Source organism: Mycoplasmopsis lipofaciens ATCC 35015 (assembly GCF_000686585.1).
GTDB classification, from domain to species: Bacteria; Bacillota_I; Bacilli_A; order Mycoplasmatales; family Metamycoplasmataceae; genus Mycoplasmopsis; species Mycoplasmopsis lipofaciens.
In genome coordinates, this window is record NZ_JMKY01000001.1 from 97,905 (window position 1) to 111,047 (window position 13,143).

General features: G+C 26.6%; 8 protein-coding genes. 7 read left to right on the forward strand and 1 reads right to left on the reverse strand.

What is annotated here, in order from left to right; genetic code table 4:
• Window positions 1-46: 46 nt before the first annotated feature.
• Window positions 47-3,349 (reverse strand): coiled-coil domain-containing protein, encoded by a 3,303-nt coding sequence (locus T388_RS0100495; protein WP_027120392.1) that lies wholly within the window; start codon window positions 3,347-3,349, stop codon window positions 47-49.
• 355 nt (window positions 3,350-3,704) lie between these two features.
• Here T388_RS0100495 and parE point away from each other — a divergent pair, with 355 nt between their 5' ends.
• From parE to pdhA, 7 genes are all read left to right on the forward strand, one after another.
• Window positions 3,705-5,624: a DNA topoisomerase IV subunit B gene (gene parE / locus T388_RS0100500; protein ID WP_027120393.1), complete on the forward strand. Its 1,920-nt coding sequence runs from the start codon at window positions 3,705-3,707 to the stop codon at window positions 5,622-5,624.
• Window positions 5,625-5,633: 9 nt separating this feature from the next.
• The gene (parC, locus tag T388_RS0100505; protein ID WP_027120394.1) at window positions 5,634-8,213 is read left to right on the forward strand and encodes a DNA topoisomerase IV subunit A; all 2,580 of its coding nucleotides are present in this window, start codon (window positions 5,634-5,636) and stop codon (window positions 8,211-8,213) included.
• Between the two features lie 93 nt (window positions 8,214-8,306).
• Window positions 8,307-8,870, forward strand: coding sequence for a metallophosphoesterase family protein (locus T388_RS0100510; RefSeq protein ID WP_027120395.1), 564 nt, complete (start codon window positions 8,307-8,309; stop codon window positions 8,868-8,870).
• A 17-nt stretch (window positions 8,871-8,887) separates the two neighbouring features.
• Window positions 8,888-9,811: a Cof-type HAD-IIB family hydrolase gene (locus T388_RS0100515; RefSeq protein ID WP_027120396.1), complete on the forward strand. Its 924-nt coding sequence runs from the start codon at window positions 8,888-8,890 to the stop codon at window positions 9,809-9,811.
• 6 nt (window positions 9,812-9,817) lie between these two features.
• A complete protein-coding gene (locus T388_RS0100520) occupies window positions 9,818-10,537 on the forward strand; it encodes a ribonuclease HIII (protein WP_027120397.1) in 720 nt (239 codons plus the stop codon).
• A 154-nt stretch (window positions 10,538-10,691) separates the two neighbouring features.
• Window positions 10,692-11,792, forward strand: coding sequence for a zinc-binding dehydrogenase (locus tag T388_RS0100530; RefSeq protein WP_027120398.1), 1,101 nt, complete (start codon window positions 10,692-10,694; stop codon window positions 11,790-11,792).
• 245 nt (window positions 11,793-12,037) lie between these two features.
• Window positions 12,038-13,141 carry a pyruvate dehydrogenase (acetyl-transferring) E1 component subunit alpha gene (gene pdhA / locus T388_RS0100535; protein WP_027120399.1) on the forward strand — a complete coding sequence of 368 codons (1,104 nt, stop codon included), beginning with the start codon at window positions 12,038-12,040 and terminating at the stop codon, window positions 13,139-13,141.
• The last annotated feature ends 2 nt before the right edge of the window (window positions 13,142-13,143 follow it).

Consider the following 13,143-nt stretch of genomic DNA (forward strand, 5'->3'; position numbering starts at 1 on the left):
TTTCAATAAAAAAATTTACGTATATTGCTTACGTAAATTTAATTTTTTATTTGATATATTTTTCATTTATATCGTCTAAAACATTATATATTGAATATGTTTTTGCAAATATTTGTGCTAAATGGAATGGTAAAAATTTAGTGTCATAATTTTTACTATATTTATCTATGTTAAATTTAATAGATGAACCTTTAGATACATATATTTCTTGATTTTTTAGATTATTTAAATATTCATAATAACTTTGTCTTTTGCTTATAAGGTTTTGCTTTTTGGTTTCAAATTCAATAGGATTATTCATTTTTGCTAAAAACATTTCATATAATGCTTTACCATATTCAAATTCGAATCCTAATAACTCAACTAAAACATCTCTAGGGTTTCTATTATTTTCAACTGAAATATCATTATCCGAAAGTCTTGAGATAAATTCATATTTATCACTTCCAAATATTTTATCCATTTCTTTATTAAGCAGATTCAATGCAATTTTATCAGGGCTACTTTTTTCCAAGTAAAGTTTCTTTAATTCTTCACTTTTGTGAGCATTGAAGTAACGAATTAATACATATAATTCTTGACCTGGTACAACGTAAGATAATTTATTAGCATTTCTTAATTGTTGATTTAGCGATTCTAATTGTGTTTCTTGATCTTTTTTATCGTTGTAAATAAATCCAATACCAACATTTTTAGTTCCTGCGTTTTCAATACCAAAACTGTTGTAACTTTGTTGTGCAAATTCAGAAATTTCTTTTAATCTATTTTCTAATTGTTCTTTTGTTTCTGATTTATTATCAAAAGCTTCTATAATTTTGTCTTTTAGTGTGCTATAAATTAATTTAAAATCATCTTTAAAACCATTACCCCCGTCAATATCGCCTAAAACACCATTGTATTCAAATAATCTTAATACTTGTTCATTTAATTCTTCACTAATAGTTTTTAGTGAATCTATTTTTGCTCTAACTTCTTCTACTGTATTGAAGACATTTTGAACATAAAATTGTTTTAAAGCATCTCTTTTTTCTTTAATTGCATTTATTCTAGCTTCATAATCATCTCCATAAAGTTCATAATTTTCATCAACTAAGTAATAATTTAATTTTTCAAATAATTTTATATATTCTCCATCAGTAGGTTGTCCTAGAACGTTAACTAATTCTTGATAACTTTGATTTACATTTTGTATTAATTGATTTAATTCATCATCATTTTTATTATCAACATCATTATTTACTTCTAACACCTTAGCATCATAATTATTAATTTTTTCTTTAATTGAATTTTCTAGATTTGGACTAAAGACATAGAATAACTTTCCACCATCTTCTAAAGCATTTAAAAATGTTGTTTTAAATGTGTTTGATAATGATACTAGTGATTTTAAATAATCAATTTTATCTTGCTGAGTAGTACCTGTAAACTCAGGTTTTAATAATTTAAATTTATCTTTAACAAAATTAAGAGATTCTTCAACGGTAATTATATATTCTTCTTGTTGTTGAATTCTTTTTTGTATTTTTTCTGCACCACCTGCAATACCCAACAATTCTTTTAATGGACTTTCTTTTGGATCTTCTCCCATATTTGTTCAGAAATCAAAAAAGAATTTTATTGCTTTAGTTTCTTTAACCAATAATTGAAATGCAATATATCTATCAAATGCCTCTGTGAATGTGCTTGTAGGCATTCTTCTTATTTTCCCTATTCTTTCACTTGTTTGATTATTGAAATCTTCATAATTTTTATCTTTTGGATCACCATAACCGTCAAGTGCCTTGTTTCTAATTTCGTCAAAATAATAACCATAGAAGTTTCTATCACCATTATCAAGTCTTTTATTTGTTCTAAGTTCTTCTGTAACTAAATTTGTATAGTGTTCCTTATTTTGTTCTGCTTTTAAAATTAAATTATTCATATCAACCAAGATTGCTTTTGATTTTTCGACATAATATAATAATTCTTTTTCAGTTCTTGCATCTATTTCTCTTTCAAGGTGCAATATAGAATTTACATTTTCTTTTCAAACATTATATTGTTTAGAATAATAAACTGAATTAATAAAGTTTTTTCCGTATAGGGTAAAAAATTGTTGATATAACTGAAATACTTTTTGTGCCTCTACATTTACTTTTGCCAATAATTCGGTGTCAATAATTTTTTTATAAAGTGGTCATTCACTAGTTGTATTGAAAGGTTCTTCAAATCTAAATTCTTGTCTAAATCCTTTTAATAATGAACTTAATGGGTCCAGTATATGCTTGTATAAGTTTAATTCTTCCGCTTTCGAAAAGTTTTTAATTTGTGAATAAAAATCTGTTGATTGTTCTTTTATTTGTACATAACTATCTCTAACTTCTTTAAATAATTGAATATTTTGAGTTTTATTTGGATATTCAGTCTCATCTCTTTTTTCTAATTCTGCTATATTTCTATTTAAATCTTGAATTCTTCAATCTATTAATACATCCATAAATTCTTCTTTTGGATGATTAACAACAACATTTACTTTATTTTCAAAATATTTTTCATATGTTGTAATTTTATTTAAATAGTATCTAATGAGTAGTTGGAAGTGTTTAAAATTCTCATTATTTTCTTTTCATTGTTCAATATCAGATAATGTCTTTTCATTGCCATCAATTAATTTTCCAATTAGTGATTGAGCACTATCATAATCATCTTTACTTGCTACTTCTTTATATGCTGAAAAATATTCTTTGCTAGCAAAATTAATTAATTTAACTAATGCATCCTTAGCACTAATATTATTTCTTTTTAATGTAAGTTTATTGATTTCTTCTTTAATTTTGTTAAAGCTATTATTTAATTCTTCTAATTCTTTAATTTTATTAGTTATATTTTTATTTAAACTTTCTATTTCGTTATCTTTTAATTCCAAATTTGAATTCGCAGAATTTAAATCGTTTTGAATTCCAGCTAATTCTACTTCTTTTGCTTTTAAAGCTAATTCTAGGGTTTTTAATTTTTCAGCATTTGCTGAATCGCTATTAGAACCATTTTTCTTAATTTCTTCTAGTAATTTAACTTTAATGTTTTTTAGAAGATTAAGAGATTCTAATTGAATTTCTTTTAAAGTTTTTTCATCATTATTCATTTTGGCTTTATTTCTTAAACCTATTAATGTGTTATTAGCAGCTGTATAAATACTTTGAAGTTCTTCAATATTATTAATATCATTAACAAGAGAAGCAAAGTGATTTATTTCGTTATTTATTTCTTCTTTTTTGTTATCTTTACTTTTCTGCTGACATGAGCTACTTACAACAATGGGTAATGATGTTAGTATACTTGATGTAAGTAGTAATAATTTTTTACTTTTCATTTTTCTCCTTTTTTAATAAAAATTAATTTTATTTTTTAGTGTATAAAACACTTACTTGATTATACTAAAAAGATTAAAAAATTCTAATATATTGTATTTTTAGGCAAAAAAGTTATTTTTTATAAAAAAACTAAATATTGTTCTTTAAGTTTGTGAATATTCATTGTAATATCACTAGAATATAAAAACATGTTATATATAAATTTTTAAAAATAAAATATGAATATGTTAGAGCTATTTTAAAATATATTTCTAAAGATGACAAAATTAATAAAAAACAATTTTAAATAATTAAATTTTTGGTCTTTTAGAATTTCTTGTTTAATAATGCTATAAATAATAGTAATATATTAATATGCAAAAATATGATGAAACAAGTATTCAACAACTTAAAGGTTTGGAAGCAGTAAGAAAACGCCCAGGTATGTATATCGGGAGTACAGATGTTAATGGTTTGCATCATTTAATATGAGAAATTGTAGATAATTCTATTGATGAAGCTCTTGCTGGTTTTGCAAATGAAATAAGTGTAACTTTAACAAAAAATAATTCAGTTATTGTGTCTGATAATGGTAGAGGTATTCCAGTTGGCAAAACAGCTTCTGGAAAAACAGCAGTGGAATTAGTATTTACGGAATTACATGCAGGTGGTAAATTTAATGAAGGAGCATATAAAACATCAGGTGGTCTACATGGTGTTGGTAGTTCTGTTGTAAATGCATTAAGTACAAAATTAAAAGCAACAGTTTATAGAGATCATAAAATTTATGAAACTACTTTTATTAACGGTGGCGAAACTATTTTACAAAGAACAGAAGAAGTGGGAAATACAAATAAAAGAGGAACAACTGTAGAATTTTGACCTAATTATGATGTATTTAAAAGAGCTAAATTTAGTTATGAAACTATTAGTGAACGTTTAAGAGAAAGTTGTTTTTTAATTGGCGGTTTAAAAATCAAATTTAATGATGAAATTAACAATAGATATGACGAATTCATGTATGAAGATGGTTTATATGCTTTTGTCGATTTTATTAATGATAGTAAAAATACTATTGGAGATATCAAAACATTTAGAGAAACTAGAAAAGATATTGAAGTTGAATGTGGATTTCAATATACAGATAGTTACAATGAAACATTATTGTCATTTGTAAATAATGTAAAAACTAAAGATGGCGGTACTCATGAAACAGGTTTTAAATCTGCTTGAACAAAAACTTTTAATGAATTTGCATTAGAAGAAAAGGCATTAAAAGGAAAAAATACATTTGACGGAGACGATATTAGAGAAGGCTTAACCGTTATTTTAAGCGTTAAAATACCTGAAAAATATTTAGAATTTGTGAGCCAAACAAAAGATAAATTAGGAACACCAGAAGCTAAAAGCGTTGTCGATGAAATTGTTTCAAAAAACTTTAAAATTTGAATTACAGAAAATAAACCGTTAGCAAAAAAAATATTGGATAAAGTAAAAAGAGCGGCTGAGTCTCGTGTAGCTGCTCGAAAAGCAAGGCAAGAAGCAAGGAGTGCAAGAAATTCATTAAAAGAAAAGCAAATATTGAGTGGTAAGTTAACACCAGCACAAAGTAAAAAACCCGAAGAAAAAGAATTATTTTTAGTAGAGGGGGATTCTGCTGGCGGTAGTGCGAAATTAGGTAGAGATAGAAAATATCAAGCAATATTGCCATTAAGAGGTAAAGTTGTTAATACCGAAAAGGCAAGATTGTTTGAAATTTTAAAAAACGAAGAAATTGCAACAATCATAAATACTATAGGAGCTGGAGTTGGTGATGATTTTGATATTAAAAAATCTCAGTATGGTAAAGTGGTAATTATGACAGATGCTGATACAGATGGTGCTCATATTCAAATTTTATTGCTCACATTTTTCTTTAGACATATGCGTAAATTAGTTGAAGAAGGTCATGTATATATTGCCTTACCTCCACTATTTAAAATTTCACCAAAGAATAGTAAAAAGGATTTTATGTATGCTTGAGATGAACAAGAATTACATGAAATAATGTCAATGTCTAATTACAAAAATGCTGATATTCAGCGTTATAAAGGTCTTGGTGAGATGAATGCTGATCAACTTTGGGAAACAACAATGAATCCTGCATCTAGAACATTAATTCAAGTAAAAATTGAAGATGCCGCATTAGCTGAAAGAAGAATTTCTACACTAATGGGTGATAATGTTGAACCTAGAAAAGAATGAATAAATAAAAATGTGGAATTTACTATGGAAGATGATTTTCAAATTAATTAGGAGGCAATAATGAAAAAAGATATCGAAAAAAAATTTGATGAAATTGTCTCTAAAATTGTCAAAGAAAATTTAGATACAATAATGGCAAATCGTTTTAGCCGTTATTCAAAATATATTATTCAACAAAGAGCTTTACCTGATGTTCGTGATGGTTTAAAACCTGTTCAAAGACGGATTTTATATTCAATGTCTGAAATAGGACTTCAATATAATAAGCCATTTAAAAAATCTGCAAAAGTTGTTGGTGAAGTTATGGGAAAATATCACCCACATGGCGATAGTTCTATTTATGAAGCTATGGTTAGAATGGCTCAAGATTGAAAAATGGGACACACACTATTAGAAATGCATGGTAATGTAGGTTCAATTGATGATGATCCTGCAGCGGCTATGCGTTATACTGAGGTTAGATTATCACAAATTTCGGAATTTATATTAGGAGATTTGAAAAAAAATACTGTCAAATTTGCTCCTAACTTCGATGATACAGAAAAAGAGCCTACTGTATTACCATCATTAATTCCTAATTTATTGATTAATGGTGCAAAAGGTATTGCATCAGGTTTTGCTACTGAAATGCCTCCTCATAATTTAGGTGAGATAATAGATGCTTCAATTGCTAAAATTAAAAATCCTGATATTTCTTTATCCAAAATACTTAAATATGTTAAAGGTCCGGATTTTCCAACTGGTGGAATAATTTATGGAACACAAGGTATACAAGAAGCATTCGAACGCGGAAGAGGAAGAATAACACTTGTAAGTAGATACAAAACATATGAGGACAAAAAAAATAAATATATTGAAATTACTGAAATTCCATACGGTGTTATAAAAAGTAAGTTAGTTCATTCAATTGATTTAATTATTGTAAAAGAGGCGATTAGCGGGCTATTAGAAGTTAAAGATCAAAGTGATAGAGAAGGAATAAGTATATTAATTACTCTTGATAAAAGCGCTAATGAAAATACAATTTTGAATTATTTATTACAAAAAACAGAAATGCAAATTTATTATACATATAATAATGTTGCTATTCAAAATAACTCACCTCAACTTTTAACTTTGAATCAATTATTAGATGAATATATTAAAAATGTACGTGATGTTAAAACTAAAACTTTAAAATTTGATTTAATGAAATTCAAAGCGCGTTTAGAAATTGTTTTTGGATTTCTAAAAGTAGCAGAAATTACTGATGAAGTTATTAAAATTATTCGTCAAAGCGAAAATTCAAAGCAAGGTGTAATACAAAATTTAATCAAAACATTTGATTTTACTTTAAATCAAGCTACTGCTATTGCAGAATTGAGATTGTATAAATTAAGTAAAACCGATAAAGAGGCTTTTTTAAAAGAAAAGCTAGAATTAGAAAATCAAATTCAACGTTGTGAATTATTATTAAATAATTCAAGTGAATTTGATTTATGATTAATAGAAATTTTGCAAGACATAAAAAAACAATTTAGTATTCCTAGAAGAACAACTATTAATGAAAATAATATAAAAATTTCCTATAGCGAAAGCGAATTAATTAAAGAGGAAGAAGTATATTTAGGTGTTACTAAACATGGCTATTTAAAAAGATTAACAACTAGAATAGCTGAATCTAACGATTTTTTAACATATGGAATTAAAGAAGAAGATAAGATGCTTTTTTATGCAAAAACCAATGTAATTCACAATCTGTTGTTGTTTACTAATTTAGGTAATTATGCTTTAGTTCCTATTTATAAAATTGAAGAAAGTAAGTGAAAAGATTACGGTTCCCATTTATCTGATTTTGTTGAACTAGCAAGTGGAGAAGAATTAGTAGGTGTTATTAACGTTTCTGATTTCGATGTATTGAATTATGTGTGTTTATTTACTAAGCAAGGCCAAGGAAAAAGAGTTATTTTAAAAGATTTTGAAGTTTCAAGAATAAATAAAACATATACTGCTATGAAAATCAAAGGTGAGGATGAATTAATTGGAGCTAAATTGTCTAATGGTTATAAAGATATTTTACTTATTACTAAACGCGGTATGGCATCACTATATTCAGAAAATGATGTTCAGGTTTATGGAACAAAGAGTAACGGAACCAAAAGTTGTTTTTTACCACCGATTGATGAAATCACTGCCTTTGCATTAGTTGAACCAGGTGATTGTATAACAATGTTAGCTAATGATTTGTATATTAAAAGATTGAATGTTAATTCGATAAAAAAGGTTAATAAAAAAAATCTAGGCAAACAAATTTTTGCACAAAGAAAAACGAATCCTTGATTAGTTCATGATATTGAATCAACTGGAATTGAAGATTATGTTTTTGTAAGAAATGAAAATAATGAAATTATATTAGAAAGAATTGTTAATTATAAGATTTCTAAAACTGATGATGGTTTTTCAAAAATAAAAGTTCCTAACGCAATAAGATCTTCAATAAAAAAAAGTGAAATAACAATGAAGGAACAAATTAAAATAAATATAAAATATGATGAAACAAGCGAAAAAGAAGAAACTGTTTTCAAAAATGCAGAAAAACAAGTTGACGAATTAGTTGATTTAGATGTTGATGAAATTTTAAAAAAATTGAATATAAAATAACTAATAATTCTATTTTGTAGTCTAATTAGTTATTTTTTATTTTTTAATTTAAAAAATATTTTATAATCTAATTATTAAAAATAAAGAGGAAAAATGAAATTTGTAATACTTAGTGATATTCATGGTAATAAAGAATTGGCTGAAAAAATTTTAAAACATGAATATGAAGATGACTATAAAACATTTTTTATATCATTAGGAGATACTGAATTAAATGATGATTGGGTAAAAGCTAATTTTGATTTTTATATAAAGGGTAATAATGATTTTTTTAGTTTGTTTAATTCTAAAAATGAAATTTATTTTGACAATAATGAAATGATAACTAAAGATAAAAATAAAGCTGTTTTATCATTATCCATTGAACATGGTCATTTAATTGGTAACTATGATGTTCTAATTAATAAAAATAAATTGCAATATTTGTATGAAAAAGGTTTAATTTTAAATGAAGATAACAAACTAAAACAGATTTTGCTATTTGGACATTCGCATTTTCCATTAAGTTATCAATTATCAAAGAATAAATTTGTAATAAATCCCGGTTCTATAAGTTATCCTCGGTTTGGTTCAAATAATAGTTATTGCGTTTTGAAGTATAATGTGGTAAGTCAAAAAGTTGATATTCAATTTTTTAATCCTTTATTTTTAGACTAAATATGAAAGTAGGTTAAATGAACAAAAAACAAAAATTTTTATTTGCAATTGATTTGGATGGTACTTTGCTTGCAAATAGTGCTGATGGAATAATTCATGATGTAACTTTTAATGCTATAAAAAGAGCACAAAAAGAAGGACATATAATTTGTGCAATTACTGGTAGACCATGAAGAAGTACAAAACCAATTTATGAAGAACTAGGTTTGGATACGGTTGTATGTAACTACAATGGAGCACAAATTCATAATCCGAAAGATGAAAATTTTATTCCTTATATAAAATATCTAAATCTTAATGAAATGTTGTATGTTTTAGGAGATTCTAGAGTTAAAAAAGAAATTAGTAATATAGCTATTGAAGGACCAGGATGAGTACAACTTCAAAAAAGAGATAAGGATCTTGAAAGAGTTTTTGGTTTTCGAGAAAGTCAAAAATTTGTTGTAGGTTTAAATTTTAATAAAATACCTTTGAGACCAACAGGTATTATCTTTGATGTTAAACCAACAACTGATGTTGAAGAACTAAGAAGATATCTAAAAGCTAAATTTGGAGATTTAGGAGAATTTTCATATTGATCAAAAGGAGAGGGATTAACACCAGTTTTTGATATAACTAATGTTGCAGTTGATAAAGGAAGGGCATTGTCATTGTTATCTCGTTATTACGGTATTGATTTGGAACATACGATTGCATTTGGTGATGGATTTAATGATGTTCCAATGTTTAAAGTTGCTAAAATTTCTGTGGCAATGGGAAATGCTGAAGAACCTATTAAGAAGTATGCAACTGTTAGATTAACAAAAACTAATAAAGACGGAGCAGTTGGATATTACATGAATAAATTTTTGGATAATCCAGAAAAAGAAATGCAAAGAAGTGCAAATAATTATAAAAAAATGATGAAACGCCGTTATATAAAAGATGACATTGATGAATAGGATAATATGAAGTTTATAGAGTATAACTTTTCGATAAAATTAGATGATAAGAATGTCATAGGAGTAGATGAGGTTGGAGTTGGCGATTATTTTGGACCGTTAGTTTCAGCTGCAGTTTTTATTCCTAGAGAAAATCGTCAAAAGTTAATTGATTTAGGAGTAAAAGATAGTAAAAAAATTACTGATACTAAAATTTTAGAAATTGCATATAAAATCAAACAATTAACAAAATATGCAATTCATCATTTAAGCCCCAAAGGCTATAATGTTTTAAATAAAAGCTACAATGCAAATTATTTAAAAATGTTTACTCATTTATCTTCAATATCGCAATTGCAAAAAACTCTTTCACAAATTGATTTTGTTTTTATTGATAAATATTCGAATAGTAAAAGTATTGAAAAATATTTTATAAATTTAATGAAAACTAATAATTGAGCCAAATTTCCTGAAATCAAAGGCGATATATTGTTAGCTTATAAAGGTGAAAGTGTGAGTTTAGAAATAGCCTGTGCTTCAATTTTGGCTAGAGAATATTTTTTAAATTTTATGAAAAAAATGAATGAACAATATAATACTATTTTTCCTCTTGGTGCATCAAATAAAGTTAAAGAGTTTGCAAAAACTTTTTTTAAAAATCATCCTAATATTCAAAAAAATGATGTTTGTAAAAAAAGTTTTAAAATGGATTTAGAAGAAGATACTCAACAAGTAACATTATTTTAATAATTTAATCAACTAGTTTTAGATTACTAGTTGATTTATTTTTGCAATATGAGAATGTTATCATTAAATGATTTTTGATACTATCCAACTAGTAAAATAATAATCAAAATGCTTTATAATATTAAAGATAAAAAATATTTTAAGGAGAAAATTTATGGAATCAATTAAATTACCTAAAACAATGAAAGCTTTAGTTTTTAATTCTAAAGCTGAAGGTAAAATTAAACTTATGGAAAAACCAGTTCCTCAAGTTGGACCAAATGACTTATTAATTAAAGTTACTACAACAACAATTTGTGGTACAGATATTCACATTAGAAAGGGAGAATACCCAGTTGCTGAAGATTTAACAATTGGTCATGAATCAGTTGGTACAGTTGCTGCTTTTGGTGACAATGTGACAGGCTTTAAATTAGGCGAAAGAGTTTTAGCAGGTGCTATTACTCCTTCTGGTTATTCAGCAGCGTGTCAATATGGTCAAGGATCACAAGATGGCGATAGCGAAATCTATGGTTACAAAGCAACAGCTGGTTGAAAATTTGGTAACATTGAAGATGGATGTCAAGCAGAGTATGTTTTAGTTAAAAATGCTATGGCAAATGTTGCAAAAATTCCAGCATCATTATCAGATAAACAAGTTTTAATGTGTCCTGATATTCTTTCAACAGGAATTAAAGGTTCAGAAAATGCTGATATTGTGTTAGGTGACACAGTTGTTTTAGTTGCTCAAGGACCAATTGGTTTATGTGCAACAATAGGTGCTAAATTATTAGGTGCATCAACTATTATTGCTGTTGATGGTGATGAAAATCGTCTAAAAATGGCTAGAGAATTTGGTGCAACACACACAATTAACTTCACAAAAGAAGATGTTGTTGAAGCAGTAAAAAGAATTACAGATGGAAGAATGGCTGATGCATCAGTTGAATGTTTAGGTTTAAATGCTACATTCCAAAACTGTCTAAAAGTTTTACGTCCAGGTGGAAAATTATCTTCAATTGGTGTTTATTCAGAGGATTTAGTAATTCCTTTAGAACATTTTGCAGCAGGTCTTGGTGATCATCAAATTAAAACATCATTATGTCCAGGTGGAAGCGAAAGAATGCGTCGTTTAATGAAATTAATTGAAGATAAAAGAATTGACGTTACAAAACTTGTTACACATGATTTTGAATTCAAAGATATCGTGGAAGCATACGATTTATTCCAAAGTCGTAAAGATGGCGTATTAAAAATTGCAATTAAAGTTAGTTAATTTCAAATAAATAATTAAAAATCAAAAAGTTGTAAAAAGGTAACTTTTTGATTTTTTTTGTATACAAAAATAAATAAAAATATGGAAATATTTACAAACTTTATTTATAAGCATTAATATAAGAAATATTAAGTATAATTTTGAATATATAATAAATATATAATATTAATATTTTAACTAGTTTCTAGTATGAAATAAATATAAAATATTTATTATTCAAATTATTTATAGAAAGGTCGAATTTTATGAAATATAAATACGTTGATGTTACAAAAGTTATGGATGATCCTAATAAAATTATTAGATATCTTGACGTTGATGGCAAATTAATTGAAAAAAATTATAAATGTCCTCTTAGTGACGAACAATTGAAAGAAGCGTATGAATGAATGGTATTATCAAGACAACAAGATACCTATATGCTTCAACTACAAAGACAAGGAAGAATGCTTACATTTCCACCAAACTTAGGTGAAGAAGCATTACAAATTGCAACAGCAATGGCAATGGAGAAAAAAGATTGGTTTTTACCTGCTTTCCGTTCAAATGCTGCTATGTTACGTTTAGGCGTTCCAATGGTTAAATTAATTAGCTATTGAAATGGACAAGAACAAGGAAACAACTTTCCAAAAGATGTTAATGTTTTACCTGTAAATATTGTTATTGGAACACAAATTTCACAATGTGCAGGTGTTGCATTTGCTCATAAAGTAAATAAAACAGGAGCAGTAGCGGTTTCATTTATTGGTAATGGAGGTACAACAGAAGGAGAATTTGCAGAGGGTGTTAACTTTGCAGCAGTTCAAGAATGACCAGCTGTATTTTGTGTAAATAACAACCAATGAGCTATTTCTACACCAAATAGTGAAGAAACAATTAGTTCAACTATCGCAGCAAAAGCACATGCATTTGGTTGTGCAGGTGTTAGAGTTGACGGTAATGACTTTTTAGCATCATATGCTGTTATCAAAGAAGCTATTGAATATGCACGTAATGAAAGTAAACCTGTTATTGTAGAATTTTTAACTTGAAGACAAGGACCACATACAACAAGTGATAATCCTAAACTTTATAGAACTAAAGAGTTGGAAGAAGAACAAGAAAAATGAGAACCAATGCATAGAATAGAAGCTTTTCTAAAAAGCAAAAAATTATTAACAGATGCTGAAAAAGAAGAAATTTGAACAAGAAAAATGGCTGAAGTTAAGGCTGCATATGAAGAATCATTAAAAACAATCAATACAAAAATAGAAGATGTATTTGATTATACATTTGCTGAATTAGATTATGATCTTAAAGCACAAAAAGAAGAAGCAATTCAACACTTTAAAAATAAAGGAGGAAAATAATC